Genomic DNA, 20,703 nt, shown 5'->3' on the forward strand with positions numbered 1-20,703 from the left:
TTAGAAGCGGTAACCCACGCCAGCAATCCAGGTGCCGACGTCAACGTTACGAATACGAGACTGCTCGTAGGAGAAGTCCAGGGCAACGTTTTCGATCGGGTTGAACTGCAGACCAGCACCGTAGGAGAAACCGTAGTCGCTCATATCGGATTTATTAGGGAAGTTGTTGTTCTGGAATTTACCGTAACCAACACCCACTACGCCGTAGATGCTTGCCCAGTCGTTCAGACGGTAAGCCGGACCTGCGGTGATGCCGTAGTACTGACCTTTGTTGTAAGTACCGTTGCTGTTGTTATCCTTCTCGGTGTAGGTGAAGGAACCGATAACACCCAGCGGGTTGTTATCTTGCTCGTAACGGTATTTCAGGTTGAAACCGCCAGCTTTGTTCGCTTTACCCTGCATGTCGCTCTGCGCGTAACCGCCGGTTACAGTAGAAGTTGCAGCAAATGCAGTGGTACCTACGGATGCAGCCAGAACAACGGCCAGTGCTGAAAGACGTGCAATTTTATTCATAACCACCTCAAATGTGTTTCTAATAAGTCCTAAGCCTTAAATATATCAAAAACTTTTGGGAAACTCTTTGGAGTTTACATTGTCTAACATACTTTTTCATGTAACCAAAAGTTTCCATATTTCTATAACAATATGGAAAACAACAGTTTTTGGCGTTAACTTACAGTTTAACGCTCATTAAGAAATTCGCAAGCATCCAGATTAATCCTAATCACCTGGTGAATTTCTCAGCAACGTTCGCCATTGTACTGTTTTTGCCCCTGTTTTTTTCAACATTAGCTCAACCGTCAGCAGCTAATTCCAGTACACTGGAACTTTTACCCCTTTTGACAAAAACTGACAGGAGAAAGGATGCCCGGTCCATCCCGAAAAGCGGCGGCATGGTTGCCAATAGTGGTGATTTTAATCGCTATGACCTCGATTCAGAGCGGCGCATCGCTCGCCAAATCGCTGTTCCCGGTGGTCGGCGCCCCGGGGGTTACCGCCCTGCGCCTGGCGCTCGGGACGCTGATCCTGGTGGTGGTGTTCAAGCCCTGGCGGCTGCGTTTCTCTCCGGCCCAGCGCGTGCCGCTGCTGCTGTACGGCCTGGCGCTCGGGGCGATGAACTATCTGTTTTATTTATCCCTGCAGCGTATTCCGCTCGGCGTGGCGGTAGCCCTCGAGTTTACCGGCCCGCTGGCGGTGGCGCTTTTCGGCTCGCGCCGCCCGCTGGATTTTGTCTGGGTGGCGCTGGCGATCCTCGGGCTGTGGTATCTCCTGCCGCTGGGCCAGAACGTGGCGCAGGTGGATTTAACCGGCGCGCTGTTCGCTCTCGGCGCCGGAGCCTGTTGGGCGGTCTATATTCTGACCGGCCAGCGCGCGGGCGAGGAGCATGGTCCAGCCACGGTGGCGATGGGGTCGCTTATCGCCTCGCTGGTCTTTGTCCCGTTAGGCATGGCGCAAGCTACCGATACGCTGTGGCAATGGTCGCTGCTGCCCCTGGGGCTGGGGATTGCCATTCTCTCCACTGCACTCCCCTACTCCCTGGAGATGATGGCCCTGACGCGCCTGCCGACGCGCACCTTCGGCACGCTGATGAGCCTCGAGCCGGCGCTAGCCGCCCTGTCCGGTATGGTCTTCCTCGGCGAAACCCTGAATCTCTCCCAGACCCTGGCGCTGGGCGCTATTATCATCGCCTCAATGGGCGCCACGCTGACCATGCAGCGGCAGAGCAAAATTAAGCAAGTCGATATCAATTAACATTCTGTTACGGCGGCGGCCCGCGCGAGTTACGGGCCCGCCAGCCTCCGCTAACCTTCTGACTTAGCTTGCTTTTTCAAATAGCCAACCACTTTACGCTATCGGAGTAATATGGCCTGCCGATGCCTCATACTTTAAAACCCTTGCTATACTTAGTCCCGAAGTTACCTGGGACAACGCTCCACATCATTCAGCTTTGAAGTGTGACGAGCATCAATATCAAGAGGATATGAAACGATGAGTACCGCTAAACTGGTTAAATCAAAAGCATCTAATCTGGTCTATACCCGCAACGATGTCGCTGACAGCGAAAAGAAAGCGACCATTGAGCTGTTGAATCGCCAGGTGATCCAGTTCATTGACCTGTCCCTTATCACCAAGCAGGCACACTGGAATATGCGCGGTGCGAACTTTATCGCCGTGCACGAAATGCTGGATGGCTTCCGTACCGCGCTCACTGAGCATCTGGATACCATGGCGGAGCGCGCCGTACAACTGGGCGGCGTCGCCCTGGGCACCACTCAGGTGATCAACAGCAAAACCCCGCTGCAGAGCTATCCGCTGGATATCCATCATGTTCAGGATCACCTGAAAGCGCTGGCGGACCGTTACGCGGTAGTGGCGAACGATGTGCGCAAAGCGATCGGTGAAGCCAAAGACGAAGATACCGCAGATATCTTCACCGCCGCTTCCCGCGACCTGGATAAATTCCTGTGGTTTATTGAAGCGAACATCGAGTAAGGCTTTGCCGTCGGCCGTAGCGCGGTCGACGGCGCCTTTGCTTTCCCATCCCAACCCTTGCTGTTTTTCCCCTCCGCCTTTCCCTCACCCGCTGTCCTTGCACCATTTCAGGGCGTCAAATTGATGAAAATGCGCACAAAAGTAAAACAATTGTAATAATCACCTCACACAATCGTTACACCGAGATTGTTTTCCCATCAGGGTTTGCGCTAAAAATGGGCTCGTTATTCAGCGACCTCAGGATGCACCAAAATAACGCCCCGTTATGGTGCACTCTTTGCCTGAAATGATCGATATTGTGCAGCGGCTACCGCTTCGTTTGTTTAAAAACAACAGGTTGTAAAAGTGGCACGATTTTTTCATTAGGCTAGTCGTTCTCGCAGGGGATCGTCCCGTGGATATAAAAGGAAATGCTATGAAGTCTGTATTTAAAGTTTCACTGGCTGCACTGACCCTGGCTTTTGCGGTTTCTTCCCATGCCGCCAATAAGACCCTGGTTGTCGCCACCGATACGGCGTTCGTCCCGTTCGAATTTAAGCAAGGCGATAAGTATGTGGGTTTTGACGTTGACCTGTGGGCGGCCATCGCCAAAGAGCTGAAGCTCGACTACACCCTGAAGCCGATGGACTTCAGCGGCATTATCCCGGCGCTGCAAACCAAAAATATCGATCTGGCGTTGGCGGGGATCACCATTACCGACGAGCGTAAAAAAGCCATCGACTTCTCTGACGGCTACTACAAAAGCGGCCTGCTGGTGATGGTCAACGCCAATAATAACGACATCAAAGATGTGAAAGATCTGAACGGCAAAGTGGTCGCGGTGAAGAGCGGCACCGGCTCCGTTGACTACGCGAAAGCTAATATCAAAACCAAAGATCTGCGTCAGTTCCCGAACATCGATAACGCCTATATGGAGCTGGGTACCGGCCGCGCGGATGCCGTCCTGCACGATACGCCGAACATCCTCTACTTCATCAAAACTGCGGGCAACGGCAAATTCAAAGCGGTAGGTGAATCACTGGAAGCGCAAAACTACGGTATCGCCTTCCCGAAAGGCAGCGACGAGCTGCGTGAGAAAGTGAACGGTGCGCTGAAAACGCTGCGCGAGAACGGCACCTACAACGAAATTTATAAAAAATGGTTCGGCACTGAACCAAAATAATAAAAATGTCCTTCGCCGGGCGCAGGCCCGGCGACATCACAACGGTCTTCCGGCACAGACGCTGCGGGAGACCGTATTTTGGCGGAGGCTTTCCTCTGCTCTCGACACGGTAACAGGAACGTATTATGCAGTTTGACTGGAGTGCCATCTGGCCCGCCATTCCGATTTTGCTGGAAGGCGCCAAAATGACGCTGTGGATTTCCGTCCTCGGCCTGGCCGGCGGCCTGATCATCGGTCTGGTGGCCGGTTTCGCCCGCTGCTTCGGCGGCTGGATCGCCAACCACATCGCGCTGGTGTTTATTGAAATCATTCGCGGCACCCCGATTGTGGTGCAGGTTATGTTCATCTACTTTGCGCTGCCGATGGCCTTTAGCGATCTGCGCATTGACCCCTTCTCCGCGGCGGTAGTGACCATCATGATTAACTCGGGCGCCTATATCGCGGAAATTACCCGCGGCGCGGTGCTCTCCATTCATAAAGGCTTCCGCGAAGCGGGCCTGGCGCTCGGCCTGTCGCGTCGCGAAACCATTCGCCACGTGATCCTGCCGCTGGCGCTGCGCCGCATGCTGCCGCCGCTGGGCAACCAGTGGATCATCAGCATCAAGGATACCTCGCTGTTCATCGTCATCGGCGTCGCCGAACTGACCCGTCAGGGACAGGAGATCATCGCCGGCAACTTCCGCGCGCTGGAAATCTGGAGCGCCGTTGCCGTGATCTACCTGATCATCACCCTGGTCCTGAGCTTTATTCTGCGTCGTCTTGAAAGAAGGATGAAAATCCTGTGATTGAATTTAAAAACGTCTCCAAGCACTTTGGCCCAACCCAGGTGCTGCACGATATCTCTCTGAAAATCAATCAGGGTGAAGTGGTGGTCATCATCGGCCCGTCCGGCTCCGGTAAATCGACGATGCTGCGCTGTATCAATAAACTGGAAGAGATCACCAGCGGCGATCTGATTGTCGATGGCCTGAAGGTCAACGATCCAAAGGTGGACGAACGTCTGATTCGTCAGGAAGCAGGAATGGTGTTCCAGCAGTTTTACCTGTTCCCGCACCTGACGGCGCTGGAAAACGTGATGTTTGGCCCGCTGCGGGTACGCGGCGCCAGCAAACAGGCAGCGGAGAAGCTGGCGAAAGATCTGCTGGCGAAAGTCGGTCTGGCTGAGCGCGCGCATCACTATCCGTCTGAACTCTCCGGCGGCCAGCAGCAGCGTGTGGCCATCGCCCGCGCGCTGGCTGTGAAGCCGAAGATGATGCTGTTTGATGAGCCCACCTCCGCGCTCGACCCGGAACTGCGCCATGAAGTGCTCAAGGTGATGCAGGATCTGGCGGAAGAGGGTATGACGATGGTGATTGTGACCCACGAAATCGGCTTTGCCGAAAAAGTGGCCTCGCGACTGATCTTTATCGACAAAGGACGAATTGCCGAAGACGGCAATCCACAGGAGTTGGTGAACAACCCGCCAAGCCCGCGTCTGCGCGAATTCCTGCAGCACGTCGCCTGACCCACAACGGCTCTCTCCCTCGCGGAGAGAGCCGCTTTCCAGATTCCTCTTCCCTCCCCTTCCGCCAGCGGCTTCTATACTTACCCGTTTACGTTGCAACGGAGGTGCCCATGCCGTGGATCCTGCTTTTGCTCGCTGCGCTGTTTACTGCCCCGCTTTCCGCCGCCGCCCTGCCCGGCGTGCCGACCGCTAACGCCGATAAAACCAGCGCCAGCGAACCCGATGTAGAACAGAAAAGAGCGGCCTATGCCGCGCTGGCCGACGTGCTGGCCAACGACGCCGCCCGTCAGGAGCTCATTGACCAGCTGCGTAAAGCGGCCGCCACGCCGCCGCCCGACAGCACCCCGACGCTGACGCCGCCGGCGGTGAAAGAAGAGACCACCGTGCTGGAGAACGTCACGCAGATCAGCCGGGAATATGGCGATGAGCTCTCATCGCGCTTTTCCCAGCTGTGGCGCAATATTACCGGCTCGCCGCATAAGCCCTTTAATCCACAAACCTTTACCAGCGCCGCCTGGCATTTTTTACTGCTGGCCGGGCTGGTGTTTGCCTTCTGGTGGCTGGTACGCCTCGCGGCGCTGCCGCTGTATCGTAAAATGGGCGAATGGGGACGGCATAAAAACCGCGATCGCGGAAACTGGCTCCAGCTGCCGTTGACCATCGCCGGGGCGTTTATTATCGATCTGCTGCTGCTGGCGCTGACCCTGTTTGTCGGTCAGCTGTTGAGCGATCGTCTGGATGGCAACAACCCCACTATCGCCTTTCAGCAGAGCCTTTTCCTCAACGCCTTCGCGCTGATCGAGTTCTTTAAAGCCATCCTGCGGCTCATTTTCTGCCCGCGCATTCCAGCGCTCAGGCCCTTTAACCTCAGCGACGAGGCCGCCTCCTACTGGAGTCTGCGCCTGAGCGCCCTCAGCAGCCTGATCGGCTACGGCCTGATCGTCGCGGTGCCGATTATCTCTAACCAGGTGAATGTTCAGGCCGGCGCGCTGGCTAACGTCATCATCATGCTGTGCATTACGCTGTGGGCGCTGTATCTGATTTTTCATAACAAAGCGGTGATTACGCAGGGGCTGATCCATCTGGCTGACCGCTCGCTCTCCTTTTTTAGCCTGTTTATCCGCGCCTTCGCCCTGATTTGGCACTGGCTGGCCTGCGCCTACTTTGTGGTGCTCTTCTTCTTTTCCCTGTTCGACCCAGGCAACAGCCTGAAATTTATGATGGGCGCCACCCTGCGCAGCCTGGCGATTATCGGCGGCGCGGCGCTGGTGTCCGGCATCCTGTCGCGCTGGATAGCCAAAACCATCACTCTCTCCCCTGCCACCCAGCGCAACTATCCTGAGCTGCAAAAGCGGCTGAACGGCTGGATCTCCGCCTCGCTGAAGGCAGCGCGCATTCTCACCGTCTGTGTCGCCATAATGCTGCTCCTGAGCGCCTGGGGGCTGTTTGACTTCCGCGAATGGCTGCACAACGATGCCGGGCAAAAAACGGTGGATGTGCTGATCCGTATCGCTCTTATCCTCTTCTTCTCCGCTATCGGCTGGACGGTGTTGGCCAGCCTGATCGAAAACCGTCTGGCCTCGGATATCCATGGCCGTCCGCTGCCCAGCGCGCGGGCCCGTACGCTGCTAACCCTGTTTCGCAACGCGCTGGCGGTGGTGATCAGCACCATCACGGTGATGATTTTGCTCTCGGAGATTGGGGTTAATATCGCGCCGCTGCTGGCGGGCGCCGGGGCGTTAGGGCTGGCCATCTCGTTTGGCGCGCAAACCCTGGTTAAAGACATTATCACCGGCATTTTTATCCAGTTTGAGAACGGGATGAATACCGGCGACCTGGTCACCATCGGGCCTTTGACCGGCACGGTGGAACGGATGTCGATTCGCTCAGTGGGGGTGCGCCAGGATACCGGCGCCTATCACATTATTCCCTGGTCCTCGATCACCACCTTTGCCAACTTCGTGCGCGGCATTGGCTCGGTGGTGGCTAACTATGACGTCGATCGCCATGAGGATCTGGATAAAGCCAGCCAGGCGCTGAAGGCGGCAGTGGACGATCTGCTGGCCCAGGAGGAGATCCGCGGCCTGATCATTGGCGAACCGTCGTTCGCCGGGCTGGTGGGGTTGAGCAATACCGCCTTTACGCTGCGCGTCAGCTTCACCACCCTGCCGCTGAAGCAGTGGACGGTGCGCTTTGCCCTTGATACCCAGGTGAAAAAGCACTTCGATCGCGCCGGGGTTCGCGCCCCGGTACAGACCTGGCAGCAATTGCCGATGCCGGGCGCCGACAGCCCGGCCGTGGAGTAGTTAGAACGGACGGCGGCGTTTGGCGTCGTCCATAAAGCTCCAGGCGATAAAGCGGCTCTGCTTTTGCCCCTGGGCCATCTCTTTTTTCACCACTTTCACTGCCCCGACCTCGGTCAGCAGGCGGTAGAGCGGCGGCAGATTGTCGCCGCGCGACACCAGCGAGGTAAACCATTTCACCTGGCGGGCGAAGGCCTGACTTTCGCGGATCATCTGCGAGATAAAGGCCACTTCGCCCCCCTCGCACCACAGCTCCTGCTGCTGACCGCCAAAGTTAAGCCCGCTGTCGGCGCCGAGTCCGAGATTGCGGCGCTTGCGCTCGCCGCCCGCCCGGGCGCTCTCTGCGGAGTCATGGAACGGCGGATTGCACAGGGTGGCGTCATAGGTCTCGTTTTTGTGGATCACGCCGTGGAAGATGGCCTGGCTCTCTTTTTGCCGACGCAGACGGATCTGCCGGGTCAATCCCGGGTTGCCATTAACAATCGCCTGCGCGCTGGCGAAGGCTTCCGGGCTGATTTCGCTGCCGGTAAAGCGCCAGCCGTATTCGTGAACGCCGATCAGGGGATAGATGAGGTTGGCGCCGGTGCCAATATCGAGGATCGTGGCTTGCTTCGGCACTTCGCCGCTGTCCCCGGCCAGCAGATCCGCCAGATGATGAATATAATCGGCCCGCCCGGGCACCGGCGGACAGAGAAAACCGTCAGGAATGTCCCAGTGTTTGACCGCGTAGAAATGCGCCAGCAGCGCTTTATTCAACGCCTTAACCGCCTGCGGATTGGCAAAATCAATGGTCTGCTCACCCCGCGGATTGAGCGTAATGTATCCCTGCAGGTCAGGATGAGCCTGGCAGAGCGCGGGCAGGTCGTAGCGTTGATGGTGGCGGTTACGCGGGTGTAACCCCGGTTTCTGGGCTTTCATGACAATCTCCTTTGAACAGCCGCGTAAGATACCCGTTGACGGCGGCGCGGTAAATAAGGGAGTCTGGATATCTCCTTTATCCGTGACAGGTGCAGCATGTACTTTTATCAACCTTCGCAGGGCCACGGCCTGCCGCATGACCCGCTGAACGCGATAATCGGGCCTCGCCCGATAGGCTGGATCGCCTCGCAGGACGCCGAGGGCCAGCGTAACCTGGCGCCATACAGCTTTTTTAACTGCTTTAACTATCGTCCGCCGATCATTGGTTTCGCCAGCAGCGGCTGGAAAGACAGCGTGCGCAATATTGTCGAAACGAAGGAGTTCGTGTGGAACCTGGCGACGCGCCCGCTGGCCGAAGCGATGAACGAAACCTCCGCCTCGATCCCGCACCATGAGGACGAATTCGTGCGCGCCGGGCTCAACGCCGCCGCCAGCCGCCTGGTCAAGGCCCCCCGGGTGGCGGAGAGCCCGGTGAACTTTGAGTGCCGCCTGTCGCAATGTATTCAGCTCGCCACCGCCGACGGCAACCTTGTCGATACATGGCTGGTGCTCGGCGAAGTGGTCGCCGTGCATATCGATGAATCACTGCTGGATAACGGCATTTATCAAACCGCCCGCGCTCAGCCGATCCTGCGCGCCGGAGGTCCGAGCGCCTATTACAGTATTGATGACAGCCTGCGTTTTGACATGATCCGCCCGGACGCCCGCTAAATAATTTACCGGCCAGAGTATCGCCACCCTGCGCCGGTAGCATGCAAAACGCCTTGTTTTTGCATAAAAAATTCCCTGCTGCGCGGTCTGGAAAGGCCTACACTTAAGCTATGTCCCATGCTGTTTATGAGGATATGCTGATGAAAATCACCTCGCTGCTGTTTGCCGCTGCGCTTGCCGCTCAGGCCAACGCGGCCTCTTCCCTGCCGCTGACACCTGAACTGCCCTATGACGGGCCGCTGCGCCCTGTCGGCACCGTCTCCGCTTCCGGCGCCCGTACCCTTGACGACCTGGTGGCTGCCCTCGCGGATAAGGCCCACCGCCGTGGGGCGATAGCCTGGCGGGTCAATGCCGCCAGCAGCGGTAACCGGCTGTACGGTTCAGCTATAATTTATCAATAACCTTTTACAGGAGGCAGACGATGGCATCAGGTTGGGCAGGCGACGGCGCAGTTCAGGATCAGATCGACAGCACCATTGACGATGCGGTGGCTCGCGCCCGCCGCGAGCTTCCACGCGGCGAAAGCAACAAATTTTGTGATGAATGCGGAGAACCGATTCCGGAGGCTCGTCGACAGGCTATTCCTGGCGTCAGATACTGCGTGAAGTGCCAACAGGAGAAAGATTTACATAACAATACATTTTCAGGATATAATCGCCGTGGTTCCAAGGATAGCCAGCTACGCTGACTTTCCTTTACCGTTCATGACAGCTTTTCGCATTATCTTTTCGCGCACACTTTTTGGCGATAAATGTCGCAATATGTGCCCTTAAGCGTGCCGGTCTCCCTCGCTCCGCCATCAGACGAAAAGAATCAGAAATAATTTATTAATAATCAGTAAATTATTAGTCATTCAAAAAAATCGATGAAGACTGTGAATTTCCTTCGATTTTATCTCCCGCAAAAAAGCGTGATACTTATCACATCGACGGAACATCGTCCCCTGAACAGAACAACCTGCGAGAGATTAACTATGAAAAACATCAAATATGCTGCCGCTGCCATCGCTCTGACCGCCCTTTCCTTCGGCGCCTTTGCCGCCGAGCCGGTTACCCCCGCTCAGGCTGAAAGCATGAATAAGATCGGTGTGGTGTCTGCGCAAGGCGCAACCACATTAGATGGTCTGGAAGCGAAACTGGCTGCTAAAGCCGAAGCCGCTGGCGCAACCGGCTATAGCATCACTTCCGCTAACACCAACAACAAACTGAGCGGTACCGCGGTTATCTATAAATAATCGCAACTCAACCCTGTAAGCCACTGAATTAACCCTGAAAAGACCTTTAATACCCTTGCCTTGCCCGTCCGAGCCACCGGACGGGCTTTTTTTTATCCTGCCGATCCGCTCACCAGCAGTCGTTGACGCGGCTGAGACCCTGCTCCAGGGTTGAGACCTCGCCGCAGGCCAGCAGACAGCAGGCGAGCTGGATCTTCAGCGAGTGGGGTACCGGTTCGACGCCGGCGACGCAGCGCTCGATCCAGCGCGCGGTCACTTCGGGATCTTTCGAGGCCGGCAGAATAACTTCCGCCGCCGCCTCGGTCTGGCGGTCGCACAGCACCCGCACGCCCTGGTCATCAATCAGGCTGATCTGCGGGCAGCGCTGCGGGTTGGCGTACACTTCGCCTTCGGTACCGTGCATCAGCAGCGCGCGGCCACCGGTCTCGCGAAAGAAGCCCGCCACCCGGGGAACATATTCCGGATGCGACACGCTGGAGAGGCGTAGCGCCTCCCCTTCGCCAAACGGCGTGGCCAGTTTGGCCAGCGTATGGGCGCTGTTGCGTACGCCCATCCGCCAGCGCATCGCCAGCTGTTTCTCCAGCGGCGGGCAGAAGGCGCCCACCGGGATATACACCGGTTCATGCCCCTCCAGCTGCGCCTGCGCCTGACCGGCATGCCGGGTAGCCGGAATGTCCAGCAGGGTAAAAATGGTCTCGGTCAGCACCCGGGTCGGATCGTGACTGACGCCGTGAACCACGACCGGAAACCCCAGCTTATGCAGGAGCATCGCCAGCAGCGGCGTCAGGTTCGCCTGCTTGCGCGCGCCATTGTAGCTGGGGATAACGATCGGCATCGGCTTGCCTGCCGGCGGGGTCAGGCGCAGCGTATGCTGCTGCATCGCGGCGTAAAAGCCTTTCATCTCCGCTTCGCCTTCGCCTTTGATGCGCAGGGCGATTAATATTCCTCCCAGCTCCAGCTCCGGCACCTCGCCGTTCAGCATCCGCGCGTAGAGCGCACGGGCGGTCTCTTCATCCAGGTCGCGGGCATGATTCTTACCGCGGCCCACCTCTTTTATAATTTTGCTGTACTCCATGGCTCCCCCTGGTGCAACGCGCCGTCGTCAGCGACGTTTGCGGCCTGTCTGTTTTGCTGTCTGTTTTGCTTTCCGTTTTACTATAACCTCCGGAACGCCCGGCTGCTCTATGGGAAAAACAGGTAACGCGTTCAGTAGACGCGCGCCGTAGTTTTTGGTCAACAGACGCTTATCGTAAATTACCACCTCTCCCCAGCAGTGATGGCTACGGATCAAACGCCCCACCTGCTGAATAAGATTAAAGGAGGCGCTGGGCAAACTCTGTACCTCGAAGGGATAACGATTGAGGCTTTTCAGCCATTCGCCTTCGGTGATCACTACCGGGCTGTCGATGGGCGGAAAGGCGATTTTATGGATATGTACCTGGCTTAACAGATCGCCCTTTAAATCGAGACCTTCGGCAAAGGACTGCAGGCCCACCAGCACGCTGCGCTCGCCGCTTTCCACCCGTTTGCGATGCAGCTCCACCAGCCGGTAGCGCGGCTGGTCGCCCTGCACCAGCAGCATCAGACGCAGGTCGGTCACATGCTCCAGGAAGCGATTCATCGCTCGCCCACTGGCAAACAGCACCAGCATCCCGAGATGCTTCTTGCTCTCCACCTGCTGGCGAAAATAGGCCGCCATCTCGGCAATGTGCTGCTCTTCGTTATCCATCAACGGTTCATAGCGCATTTGAGGAATAATAATTTTCCCCTGCTCCACGTGGTTGAACGGCGAATCCAGCGCCACGAAGCGGTCACCCGCTTTTTCCTTCAGGCCGCTCATCTCCTGCAGGCGCGAGAAGCTGTTAAGAGAGCGCAGCGTCGCTGACGTCACCACGATATGCGGCACGCTGCGCCACAGCAGCCGCTCAAGCTGATCGCTGACGCGGATGCCGACGCAGTGGAACCAGACGTGGATCTGGCCGTCTCGCACTACCCGCGTCGCCCATTTGGTCACCGGCGCGCCAGAGGACTGCGCCAGCGACGCCAGACGCCACAGCTTGCTTTGGCTTTCAAACATGCCGAGGGCGCGGTTCATCTGCAGCAGTACCCGATGCAGACGCACCACGTCATGGCTGCCGGTCTTTTCGCTGAGATCGTTAAGAAACAGCTCCGCCAGCCCGCGCAGCGTCTCGGTGAGCTTCGCCAGCCGCTGGCAGATCTCCATCACCTCCTGCGGCAGTTCGCCCATCGGGAAGCGATGCTCCGCTTCCTGGCCGGCGGGCATGTAGAGATTGAGAATATTATTCAACGACGCAATCAGCTCGAACAGCTCTTCGCAATGGCCGGCGAGCCGCTCCGGATTGGCCAGCGGCGGCGTGGTTTTCGGGCGGAACTGCTCCATGCAGGTAGCCACCAGCTTGCAGAACAGATCCAGCTGCAGGCGAAACCAGGGGGCGGTGATCTCGGCGCTCATCTCCAACGCGTCGCGGGCGACGTCCGGCAGATGATGGCCTTCATCAAGGACCAGCAGCAGGTTTTTCGGCTCCGGCAGCACCGCCTCGCTCTCCATCGCCGCCATCACCAGCGCATGGTTGGCTACCACCACTTCCGCCTCCTGAATTTCCCGCCGCGCCACAAAGAACGGACACTCGCGATAATAGTGGCAGTTGCGGTTCAGGCAGCTGGCCTTATCGGTGCTCAGCCGGCTCCATAGTCCATCGTCGATGGGTTTGTCGGTATGGTCGCGCAGGCCGTCCCAGCGATAGCTGTCAAGGTCCTGCTTCAGCGTCGCGCACAGTTTCTGCTCCGCCTGGTTGTTCGGGGTGAGATCGTCGTCGAGGAAAGCCAGCAGATCCTGCTGCGTCGGCTCGGTGCTGGCCAGCGCCGCCAGGTTGCGCGGGCAGACGTAGCGTCCGCGACCAAAGGCGGCGGTGAAGCGCAGGTCGGGGATAATCTTGCGCAGCAGCGGCAGGTCTTTACTGTAGATTTGATCCTGCAGGGCGACGTTGGCGGTGCTGACCACCAGCGTTTTTTGTTCCTCACGGGCGATGGCAATGCCAGGGATAAGGTATGACAGCGTTTTACCGACGCCGGTCGGCGCTTCGATAGCCAGATGCCTGCCCTCATCCCCGGCGAGGGTTTTCGCCACATCAGCGATCATCTGCCGCTGCGGGGGGCGGGGAATAAAGTCCGGGATCTGTTCCTGAAGCGCCTTATACCAGGCGGCGATTTGCGCTTTCAGCGCAGCGGTCAAAGCCATGAGAAAACCTGAATACTGTATAAACAGCCACTATTGTGCCATTTTTACCCGTCCGGAGGTATTGCTTTCTGCTGTGTGTGGAAGCGTGCTCGACAAATAGTGTAATGGAAAGAAAAAGGCCCGCCGCCGCGTAGCGGACAGACGGGCCTGAGCCGTGCTTAACCGCGTTATCGCGGCCCGGGCATCAGCCTGTTATTCGCCAGCCGGCTTACGCGGGCGACGGCGGCGCGGCGGTTTGCCGTCCTGAGTGCGCGCTTTCGGCGCCTCGCCGTCCTGGCGACGCGGGGCGCTGCTCTGGCTGCGCGGCTGTCCGCTGCGCCCCTGCCCTTGGCCGCCGCGTCCCTGCCCCTGACCACGACCGCCGCCGCGCTGCTGGCGACCGTTCTGGATAGGTTCGGCTTTAATCGACGGGTCCGGCTCATAGCCGGCAATCGCGATGCGCGGAATCTCTTTTTTCAGCAGGCGCTCGATATCGCGCAGCAGCTTGTGCTCATCGACGCACACCAGCGACAAGGCTTCGCCGGTGGCCGCCGCGCGACCGGTACGCCCAATACGGTGGACATAATCTTCCGGCACGTTCGGCAGCTCGTAGTTCACCACGTGCGGCAGCTCTTCGATATCCAGTCCGCGGGCGGCGATATCGGTCGCCACCAGCACGCGAATGCCGCCGGATTTAAAGTCGGCCAGCGCGCGGGTACGCGCCCCCTGGCTCTTGTTGCCATGGATCGCCGCGCTGCGGATGCCGTCTTTGTTGAGTTGCTCCGCGAGGTGGTTGGCGCCATGCTTGGTGCGGGTAAAGACCAGCACCTGCTGCCAGTTGCCTTCGCCGATAAGCTGCGACAGCAGTTCGCGCTTGCGGTTCTTATCAACAAAATGGACGTGCTGGGTGATCTGCTCGGAGGCGGTGTTGCGACGCGCCACTTCCACTTCCAGCGGGTTGTGCAGCAGTTTCTCCGCCAGGCCTTTGATCTCGTCGGAGAAGGTCGCCGAGAACAGCAGGTTCTGCCGACGCGGCGGCAGTTTCGCCAGTACGCGGCGGATGTCATGGATAAAGCCCATATCCAGCATGCGGTCCGCCTCATCCAGTACGAGGATTTCCACTTTATCGAGGCTGACGGCGTTCTGATGTTCGAGGTCCAGCAGACGGCCCGGGGTGGCGACGAGGATATCGACGCCGCCGCGCAGCTTCATCATCTGCGGGTTGATACTCACGCCGCCGAACACCACCAGCGAGCGAATATTCAGATATTTGCTGTAATCCCGCACGTTCTCGCCCACCTGCGCCGCCAGCTCGCGGGTCGGGGTCAGGATCAGCGCGCGCACCGGACGACGGCCCTTCGCATGCGGCTCGTTCTGGATCAGGCGCTGCAGCAGCGGCAGAGTAAAGCCCGCCGTTTTACCGGTGCCGGTCTGGGCGCTGGCCATCAGGTCGCGGCCCTGCAGTACCGCCGGGATCGCCTGCTGCTGGATAGGGGTCGGCTCAACGTAGCCCTGCTCAGCGACAGCGCGCAGGATATCGGGATTCAGGCCAAGGGAATCAAAAGACATAACAACTCCGAACCGCCCCGGCCCGGTGAAGGGCGTAGTTTTCAGGGAGATTATTGCGATAAGAGATGGCAAAAACCACAATGCCATGAAGGGGCGCAGTCTAGCAGATTTTGTGACAGGCCGCATAAAATCTGTAAAAGAATGCCGCGCCTGGCTGGCGGGAGGAAGAAGGCCGCTGAGAGCGCTCAGCGGCCAGGCGCGTCGCCGCAGCGCGGTTAACGCAGACGATACTTAATTTTTTCGACGATCTTCGTGGTGGAAATGCCGTAGCGATCGTGGAGGGTCGGCAGCGCGCCGGCCAACAGAAACGCGTCAGGCAGACCAACGGTATCCAACTCGCAGTGAACCCCCTTGCGCATCAGCAGGGCGGCCACCGCCTCCCCTAACCCGCCGACAGCGGTGTGGTTTTCGGCGGTGACCACCAGCCGACCCGGCTTCGACGCCTGTTCAATAATCGCTTTTTCATCCAGCGGTTTGATGGTCGGCACGTGCAGGACCGCCACGCTGATATTATCGGCCCGCAGCTTTTCAACTGCCTCCAGGGCGCGCATGGTCATCAGCCCGGAGGAGATAATCAGCACGTCGTTGCCGTCCTCCAGCAGCTTCGCTTTGCCCAGTTCGAACTGATAGTCGTATTTATCCAACACCAGCGGCACCTTTCCGCGCAGCAGGCGCATATACACCGGACCCTGGTGATCGGCAATGGCCGGTACCGCCTGCTCAATCTCCAGCGCATCGCAGGGATCGACGATGACCATGCCGGGGATACCGCGCATGATCGCCAGATCTTCGGTGGCCTGATGGCTGGGGCCATAGCCGGTCGTCAGGCCCGGCAGCGCCGCGCAGATCTTGACGTTCAGATGTTCTTCAGCGATCACCTGATGAATAAAATCATAGGCGCGACGGGTCGCAAAGGCGGCATAGGTGGTGGCGAAGGGAATAAATCCCTCCTTCGCCATGCCTCCCGCCGCCGCCATCAGCAGCTGCTCCGCCATTCCCATCTGGAAAAAACGATCCGGGAAGGCCTGGGCGAAAATATGCAGGTCAGTATATTTTGACAGGTCCGCGGTCATACCGACGATTTCAGGGCGCTGCGCCGCCAGTTTCGACAGCGCGACGCCAAAGGGCGCAGAGACGGTCGCCTGGCCTTCATCGGCAATCGAAGCAATCATCGCCGACGTTTTTAAACGGGGTTTACTCTGGCTCATTACAGCACTCCTTCCGGTTTGTTAGCGTCCAGCACCGCAATCGCTTTTTGCCATTCGTCGGCATCGACGCGAATAAAATGGTTCTTATCGCGGGTTTCGAGGAACGGCACCCCTTTGCCCATCAGCGTGTCGCATAAAATGACCCGCGGCTGGTTGCCGGAATAACTTTTCGCGTTGTCAAAGGCGGCCATCACCGCCGGCAGATCGTTACCGTCTACGCGCTGTACGTACCACCCGAAGGCGGCCCATTTATCCTGCAGCGGCTCAAAGCCGAGGATCTTGCGTGAATCGCCGTCGGCCTGCTGTTTGTTGACGTCGACAAGGTTAATCAGGTTGGTCAGGCCATAGTGAGCCGCCGACATCGCCGCTTCCCAGGTCGAACCTTCGTCCAGCTCCCCATCGGACATCGAGTTATAGACCCAGGCCGTGCTCTGTTTTTGCCGCAGCCCGAGCGCCATGCCGACGGCGATAGACAGTCCCTGCCCCAGCGAGCCGCCGGACATCTCCATCCCCGGCGTGTAGGTCGCCATGCCGGACATCGGCAGGCGGCTGTCGTCGGAGCCGTAGGTTTCCAGTTCCGCTTCCGGAATAATGCCCGCCTCCAGCAGCGCGGCATAATAAGCGATAGCGTAATGGCCATGAGAAAGCAGGAACCGATCGCGCCCCTCCCACTCAGGATCTTCCGGGCGATAGGTCATGGCGTGGCTGAAGGCGGTAGCCAGCACATCGGCATACCCCAGCGCCTGGCCAATATAGCCCTGCCCCTGCACTTCACCCATTTGCAGGGCGTAGCGGCGGATACGCCACGCCGCCGCAGCGACTTTTTGTGATTCGGTGATCTTCATCTCTGTGCCTCGCTTAGTGAATTAACATGCCGCCGTTAACGTCCAGGGTGATACCGGTGGAGTAGGAAGAGAGGTCGCTGCCGAGGAACAGCGCGGCGCGGGCGATGTCCACCGCGTCGCCGAGGCGGTTCATCGGAATGCCGGCAAGAATATTGGCCGTCATGTCGTCCGTCAGCTTGCCGGCGGTGATGTCGGTCTGAATCAGCCCTGGGGTAATGCAGTTAACGCGGACGTTATCCGGGCCAAGTTCGCGCGCCATCGCTCGCGCCAGGCCGAGCACGCCGGCTTTTGCCGCGCTATAGTGCGGACCGCCGAAGATACCGCCGCCGCGCTGGGCGGAAACGGACGAGATGCAGACGATGCTGCCGGATTTTTGCGCCCGCATCGTGGGGATCACCGCCTGCGACATCAGCAGCGTGCCGCGCAGGCTGACATCGAGCACCGCGTCATAGTTGGCGCGTTTGATGTCCATCAGCTTCAGCGGCTGGGTGATCCCGGCGTTATTGACCAGCACATCGACCCGGCCGTATTTCGCCAAAATTTGTTCGATGGCCGCCTGCACCTGCACTTCGTCGGCGACGTTCGCCGCCAGGCCGAGATGGCCTTCGCCCAGGGCCGCCGCGGCGGTTTTACTGGCTTCGCCATTGAGGTCGATAATGACCACTTTCGCGCCGTTTTCGGCGAATAATTTCGCAGTCGCAAAACCCAAACCGCGTGCGGAGGCCGCGCCAGTAATAATGGCGACTTTATCTTTTAATAACATAGTTTCACTCCATGACATTACGTCATATTAATTAACAGGATCTATTTTCGTTATTGTGGCTCATCGAGGAAAAGAATCACCACCAAACCCAATGCGGCGCAGATACCAAAATAGGTAAATACAGAATTAAAGCTCCCCGTCTTATCCAGTAAGAAACCGGCCACCATCGGCGCTACAAATCCGCCGAGGTTACCGCCGCTATTTATAATAGAAGAGGCAATGGGATAAGTTTTCGTATCCGAAACCGCCATACCGTAGGCGGTAAAAGCCGGCCAGCCGATATTCAAACAGAAACCGACAAAGAATAAACCAATACAGACCGCCAGGGTGCTTGCCGGTATATTTAGCATAATTAACATCATGACTACGGTTGATACCGCTGTGAATATCATGGTGGGTTTGCGCCGGCGGCCTAATAATTTATCCGAAATCCATCCGCCGCCAATCGCGCCAATAAAGCCGCCAATGCACGGCATACTGGCTACGAAGCCCATACTCATCACATCGAAACCGCGCTCTTTCACTAAATACAGCGGAATCCAGGTTAATAACCCATATAACACGCTGACCATCATAAAATAGGCCAGGCAGTCTCCGAGAATATTTTTTGAGGTAAATAAGCCCTTCGCCGTATCCACAGGCGCCATTTTTTTCACCCGAATAATTTTATCCAGCCAGGTGAAGCGATCGGCGATTAATATATTTTCGCGTACACCGTCGTTATGATGGCTGTCGCGCCCGGCGTTGATCTCTGCCAGTTCGCTTTGAGATACAAATCCGCTCTCCGCGGGTTTTGACTTGACCAACAGGTACCACGCTATCGCCGCCACGATCCCGGGAATGGCAAAGGAGAAAAAGACCCACCGCCAGCCCCAGGTCACCGCAATCCACACCGCCAGCGGCGGCACGATAATCGGCGCAAACATGGTCGCCGCGATGTAAACGCCGGTTGCTGTGGCTTTCTCTTTCGGCGGAAACCAGTTATTTATCGTCGACGCCAGCCCCACCGGGCAGGGACCTTCGCTCAGCCCCAAGCCCAGCCGCACCAGCTTCAGGCCAAACACGGAGCTCACCGTGCCCATCAGCCAGGTAAAAGCGGAAAAGCCGAAAATGGATAGTGAAACCAGCCCCCGGGTGCCGCGTCTGGCGATGAAAAAGCCGGCCGGGATCTGGCTGACCGCATAGCCGAGGAAAAACATACTGGCAATCGCCCCGGCCTCAAAATTATTGATATGAAATTCATCAATGATAAACGGCAGTACCGCGCCGATATTCGTTCTGTCGGCGTAATTGATGGCATACACCAGGAAAATCATCGTCAAAACCACAAAACGATATTTTGTTTTCCTGGCGTCAGTACAGACCAGCGTATCTATACGTGACATAGGGTTTCCTCATCTTATACCTCATCCACTTCGCCGTAGGTTGCCGTCTGGGTCGCCGCGTTTCACGCGCCCCGGCGCAACAAGAGAGACATGTCTTTTTGCACAGCGAAACAGGTGGTTAGGTGTTTTATTATTGCGATCCAAGCGCATCGCAGTTTGTGATCAGGCCTGTGAGGGGAATATAACAACCCAAAAATGAAACGGTATTCAAAAAAGCTCAATTATGATTGAGAAAAATTGAGTTAGTGACTCCCAGCAAATTTTTAGCGTTTACTGAGAGGCGTGCTTTTAACGAGATAAATTGTTAAGCCCATCACAAATTAAAATGGTTTTTTCGCTTTTCCCTGGGCTGTTCATCACGGCTGCGCCACGCTGTTCGCCATTTTCTTTTATTCGCGCCCCGCGCAGGATGCCGCCATGAGTCAACCACTGCCCAATAAAAATCTGCCGATGCCCTCTTTACGCAATATCCAGGCTTTTATTGAAGTCGCCGCGACCGGCAGCCTCAACCTGGCCGCAGAGAATCTCAACATTACCGCCTCGGCGGTCAGCCATCAGATAGCCAGTCTTGAGCACTTGCTGGGAAAAAAACTGTTTTCCCGCAGCAGCAAAGGCGTGATGTTAACCACGGTGGGAGAAAAATATCTTAAAGAGGTCTCCGGAGCGCTGAATATGATTGGCCAGGCCACCAGCCAGGTGATCAACGATATTCATCAGGATTATTTACGCATTCACTCGGCGCCGAGCTTCGGCCTGCTGTGGCTAATGCCGCGGCTGGATAAATTCCGTCAGGCGTGGCCGGAGCTAAAAATCAGCCTCACCTGCTCTTACGAAAGCATTCAGTTTTCCCGGGATAATATTGATATCGATATTCGCCACGGGCTGTCGCAGTGGCCGACGCTGCTGGTCAGAACCATTAAAAATGAGTGCGTCCTGCCCTACAGCGCCGCCTCTTATTTAACCCGCCATGCGGTTCACGCCCCGGAAGATCTGCTGGCCTGCGATCTGATCCATTCCGACAGCACCTTAATTAACTGGAGCAACTGGCTGTCGTGGCACAAGGTCCGCGGCTGGCACAAAAACTTTATCTTTAATTTCGACCGGTCGTACATGAGCATCGAGGCGGCCCGGATGGGGATGGGGGTGATCCTGGAAAGCAATCTGCTGGCCGGCGGCCATGTGCGCCAGGGACAGCTGACGCCGGTGTTTGCCGACGAGCGGAGCATGCCAGTCGGCGCGCACCACTTCGTCCTTCCCCACGCTAATGAACAGAAGGAGAAGGTCCAGCGCTTCTTCGCCTGGGTCGCCGGTGAGCTAGAGGAAGACGGCTTTCATATTTAGCCCTGGCGGGTGGACAAAGCGCCAGTCGA

General features: G+C 57.5%; 21 protein-coding genes. 11 read left to right on the forward strand and 10 right to left on the reverse strand.

Annotation, left to right across the window (positions count from 1 at the left end; all coding sequences use genetic code 11):
* Positions 1 to 513, reverse strand: coding sequence for an outer membrane protein OmpX (ompX, locus tag ABLU73_RS12760; protein ID WP_004886207.1), 513 nt, complete (start codon positions 511 to 513; stop codon positions 1 to 3).
* A gap of 351 nt (positions 514 to 864) precedes the next feature.
* On the opposite strand from ompX, the gene rhtA reads away from it, so the two are divergent.
* From rhtA to ybiO, 6 genes are all read left to right on the forward strand, one after another.
* Positions 865 to 1,752 (forward strand): threonine/homoserine exporter RhtA, encoded by an 888-nt coding sequence (gene rhtA, locus ABLU73_RS12765; protein ID WP_004886203.1) that lies wholly within the window; start codon positions 865 to 867, stop codon positions 1,750 to 1,752.
* 237 nt (positions 1,753 to 1,989) lie between these two features.
* Positions 1,990 to 2,493: a DNA starvation/stationary phase protection protein Dps gene (gene dps / locus ABLU73_RS12770; protein WP_004886200.1), complete on the forward strand. Its 504-nt coding sequence runs from the start codon at positions 1,990 to 1,992 to the stop codon at positions 2,491 to 2,493.
* 415 nt (positions 2,494 to 2,908) lie between these two features.
* On the forward strand, positions 2,909 to 3,655 hold the full coding sequence (glnH, locus tag ABLU73_RS12775; protein ID WP_004886198.1) for a glutamine ABC transporter substrate-binding protein GlnH: 747 nt from the start codon (positions 2,909 to 2,911) through the stop codon (positions 3,653 to 3,655).
* Between the two features lie 125 nt (positions 3,656 to 3,780).
* The gene (gene glnP, locus ABLU73_RS12780) at positions 3,781 to 4,440 is read left to right on the forward strand and encodes a glutamine ABC transporter permease GlnP (RefSeq protein WP_002895837.1); all 660 of its coding nucleotides are present in this window, start codon (positions 3,781 to 3,783) and stop codon (positions 4,438 to 4,440) included.
* On the forward strand, positions 4,437 to 5,159 hold the full coding sequence (gene glnQ / locus ABLU73_RS12785; protein ID WP_004212183.1) for a glutamine ABC transporter ATP-binding protein GlnQ: 723 nt from the start codon (positions 4,437 to 4,439) through the stop codon (positions 5,157 to 5,159). The genes glnP and glnQ overlap by 4 nt, the downstream gene beginning before the upstream one ends.
* A 110-nt stretch (positions 5,160 to 5,269) precedes the next feature.
* On the forward strand, positions 5,270 to 7,465 hold the full coding sequence (ybiO, locus tag ABLU73_RS12790; RefSeq protein WP_264923464.1) for a mechanosensitive channel protein: 2,196 nt from the start codon (positions 5,270 to 5,272) through the stop codon (positions 7,463 to 7,465).
* Here ybiO and rlmF read toward each other — a convergent pair whose 3' ends face one another.
* Complete coding sequence (gene rlmF, locus ABLU73_RS12795; protein WP_017900155.1) at positions 7,466 to 8,380, reverse strand: 23S rRNA (adenine(1618)-N(6))-methyltransferase RlmF; 915 nt, start codon at positions 8,378 to 8,380, stop codon at positions 7,466 to 7,468. It lies immediately after the preceding gene.
* 96 nt (positions 8,381 to 8,476) lie between these two features.
* On the opposite strand from rlmF, the gene ABLU73_RS12800 reads away from it, so the two are divergent.
* The 4 genes from ABLU73_RS12800 to ybiJ all read left to right on the forward strand — a co-directional run bounded on the left by ABLU73_RS12800 (position 8,477) and on the right by ybiJ (position 10,325).
* Positions 8,477 to 9,091, forward strand: coding sequence for a flavin reductase family protein (locus ABLU73_RS12800; protein ID WP_094311238.1), 615 nt, complete (start codon positions 8,477 to 8,479; stop codon positions 9,089 to 9,091).
* Positions 9,092 to 9,231: 140 nt separating this feature from the next.
* A complete protein-coding gene (locus tag ABLU73_RS12805; protein ID WP_023320022.1) occupies positions 9,232 to 9,492 on the forward strand; it encodes a DUF1471 domain-containing protein in 261 nt (86 codons plus the stop codon).
* Positions 9,493 to 9,512: 20 nt separating this feature from the next.
* Positions 9,513 to 9,779 (forward strand): DksA/TraR family C4-type zinc finger protein, encoded by a 267-nt coding sequence (locus ABLU73_RS12810; RefSeq protein ID WP_002895824.1) that lies wholly within the window; start codon positions 9,513 to 9,515, stop codon positions 9,777 to 9,779.
* Between the two features lie 285 nt (positions 9,780 to 10,064).
* On the forward strand, positions 10,065 to 10,325 hold the full coding sequence (gene ybiJ, locus ABLU73_RS12815; RefSeq protein ID WP_004176772.1) for a DUF1471 family protein YbiJ: 261 nt from the start codon (positions 10,065 to 10,067) through the stop codon (positions 10,323 to 10,325).
* 109 nt (positions 10,326 to 10,434) lie between these two features.
* Here the strand turns inward: ybiJ and ybiB are convergent, their stop codons facing one another.
* The 8 genes from ybiB to ABLU73_RS12855 form a co-directional block, all read right to left on the reverse strand.
* The gene (ybiB, locus tag ABLU73_RS12820; protein ID WP_004886183.1) at positions 10,435 to 11,400 is read right to left on the reverse strand and encodes a DNA-binding protein YbiB; all 966 of its coding nucleotides are present in this window, start codon (positions 11,398 to 11,400) and stop codon (positions 10,435 to 10,437) included.
* 27 nt (positions 11,401 to 11,427) lie between these two features.
* The gene (dinG, locus tag ABLU73_RS12825; RefSeq protein WP_048294418.1) at positions 11,428 to 13,584 is read right to left on the reverse strand and encodes an ATP-dependent DNA helicase DinG; all 2,157 of its coding nucleotides are present in this window, start codon (positions 13,582 to 13,584) and stop codon (positions 11,428 to 11,430) included.
* A gap of 192 nt (positions 13,585 to 13,776) precedes the next feature.
* Positions 13,777 to 15,132, reverse strand: a complete 1,356-nt coding sequence (gene rhlE, locus ABLU73_RS12830) for an ATP-dependent RNA helicase RhlE (RefSeq protein WP_004886179.1) — start codon at positions 15,130 to 15,132, stop codon at positions 13,777 to 13,779.
* 215 nt (positions 15,133 to 15,347) lie between these two features.
* On the reverse strand, positions 15,348 to 16,340 hold the full coding sequence (locus tag ABLU73_RS12835; RefSeq protein WP_099441737.1) for a transketolase family protein: 993 nt from the start codon (positions 16,338 to 16,340) through the stop codon (positions 15,348 to 15,350).
* Positions 16,340 to 17,185, reverse strand: a complete 846-nt coding sequence (locus tag ABLU73_RS12840; protein ID WP_017900161.1) for a transketolase — start codon at positions 17,183 to 17,185, stop codon at positions 16,340 to 16,342. The genes ABLU73_RS12835 and ABLU73_RS12840 overlap by 1 nt, the downstream gene beginning before the upstream one ends.
* A 13-nt stretch (positions 17,186 to 17,198) precedes the next feature.
* Positions 17,199 to 17,948 carry a glucose 1-dehydrogenase gene (locus ABLU73_RS12845; protein ID WP_004886175.1) on the reverse strand — a complete coding sequence of 250 codons (750 nt, stop codon included), beginning with the start codon at positions 17,946 to 17,948 and terminating at the stop codon, positions 17,199 to 17,201.
* A 50-nt stretch (positions 17,949 to 17,998) separates the two neighbouring features.
* Positions 17,999 to 19,333, reverse strand: a complete 1,335-nt coding sequence (locus ABLU73_RS12850; protein WP_004886173.1) for an MFS transporter — start codon at positions 19,331 to 19,333, stop codon at positions 17,999 to 18,001.
* 288 nt (positions 19,334 to 19,621) lie between these two features.
* Positions 19,622 to 19,759, reverse strand: a complete 138-nt coding sequence (locus ABLU73_RS12855) for a hypothetical protein (RefSeq protein WP_032431308.1) — start codon at positions 19,757 to 19,759, stop codon at positions 19,622 to 19,624.
* On the opposite strand from ABLU73_RS12855, the gene ABLU73_RS12860 reads away from it, so the two are divergent.
* On the forward strand, positions 19,751 to 20,674 hold the full coding sequence (locus ABLU73_RS12860; RefSeq protein WP_032455748.1) for a LysR substrate-binding domain-containing protein: 924 nt from the start codon (positions 19,751 to 19,753) through the stop codon (positions 20,672 to 20,674). The two genes, ABLU73_RS12855 and ABLU73_RS12860, sit on opposite strands and share 9 nt — an antisense overlap.
* The last annotated feature ends 29 nt before the right edge of the window (positions 20,675 to 20,703 follow it).

It is taken from the genome of Klebsiella sp. GG_Kp175, from assembly GCF_040062325.1.
GTDB lineage: Bacteria > Pseudomonadota > Gammaproteobacteria > Enterobacterales > Enterobacteriaceae > Klebsiella > Klebsiella quasipneumoniae.

What these genes read in the sequence shown, in the direction of transcription:
- ompX (WP_004886207.1), bottom strand. Translation starts at nt 513, where the DNA reads ATGAATAAAATTGCACGTCTTTCAGCACTGGCCGTTGTTCTGGCTGCA.
- rlmF (WP_017900155.1), bottom strand. Translation starts at nt 8,380, where the DNA reads ATGAAAGCCCAGAAACCGGGGTTACACCCGCGTAACCGCCACCATCAA.
- ABLU73_RS12845 (WP_004886175.1), bottom strand. Translation starts at nt 17,948, where the DNA reads ATGTTATTAAAAGATAAAGTCGCCATTATTACTGGCGCGGCCTCCGCA.
- ABLU73_RS12840 (WP_017900161.1), bottom strand. Translation starts at nt 17,185, where the DNA reads ATGAAGATCACCGAATCACAAAAAGTCGCTGCGGCGGCGTGGCGTATC.
- glnH (WP_004886198.1), top strand. Translation starts at nt 2,909, where the DNA reads ATGAAGTCTGTATTTAAAGTTTCACTGGCTGCACTGACCCTGGCTTTT.
- ybiO (WP_264923464.1), top strand. Translation starts at nt 5,270, where the DNA reads ATGCCGTGGATCCTGCTTTTGCTCGCTGCGCTGTTTACTGCCCCGCTT.
- dinG (WP_048294418.1), bottom strand. Translation starts at nt 13,584, where the DNA reads ATGGCTTTGACCGCTGCGCTGAAAGCGCAAATCGCCGCCTGGTATAAG.
- ABLU73_RS12860 (WP_032455748.1), top strand. Translation starts at nt 19,751, where the DNA reads ATGAGTCAACCACTGCCCAATAAAAATCTGCCGATGCCCTCTTTACGC.
- ybiJ (WP_004176772.1), top strand. Translation starts at nt 10,065, where the DNA reads ATGAAAAACATCAAATATGCTGCCGCTGCCATCGCTCTGACCGCCCTT.
- ABLU73_RS12810 (WP_002895824.1), top strand. Translation starts at nt 9,513, where the DNA reads ATGGCATCAGGTTGGGCAGGCGACGGCGCAGTTCAGGATCAGATCGAC.
- ABLU73_RS12850 (WP_004886173.1), bottom strand. Translation starts at nt 19,333, where the DNA reads ATGTCACGTATAGATACGCTGGTCTGTACTGACGCCAGGAAAACAAAA.
- rhlE (WP_004886179.1), bottom strand. Translation starts at nt 15,132, where the DNA reads ATGTCTTTTGATTCCCTTGGCCTGAATCCCGATATCCTGCGCGCTGTC.
- rhtA (WP_004886203.1), top strand. Translation starts at nt 865, where the DNA reads ATGCCCGGTCCATCCCGAAAAGCGGCGGCATGGTTGCCAATAGTGGTG.
- ABLU73_RS12800 (WP_094311238.1), top strand. Translation starts at nt 8,477, where the DNA reads ATGTACTTTTATCAACCTTCGCAGGGCCACGGCCTGCCGCATGACCCG.
- ABLU73_RS12805 (WP_023320022.1), top strand. Translation starts at nt 9,232, where the DNA reads ATGAAAATCACCTCGCTGCTGTTTGCCGCTGCGCTTGCCGCTCAGGCC.
- ybiB (WP_004886183.1), bottom strand. Translation starts at nt 11,400, where the DNA reads ATGGAGTACAGCAAAATTATAAAAGAGGTGGGCCGCGGTAAGAATCAT.
- glnP (WP_002895837.1), top strand. Translation starts at nt 3,781, where the DNA reads ATGCAGTTTGACTGGAGTGCCATCTGGCCCGCCATTCCGATTTTGCTG.
- ABLU73_RS12835 (WP_099441737.1), bottom strand. Translation starts at nt 16,340, where the DNA reads ATGAGCCAGAGTAAACCCCGTTTAAAAACGTCGGCGATGATTGCTTCG.
- dps (WP_004886200.1), top strand. Translation starts at nt 1,990, where the DNA reads ATGAGTACCGCTAAACTGGTTAAATCAAAAGCATCTAATCTGGTCTAT.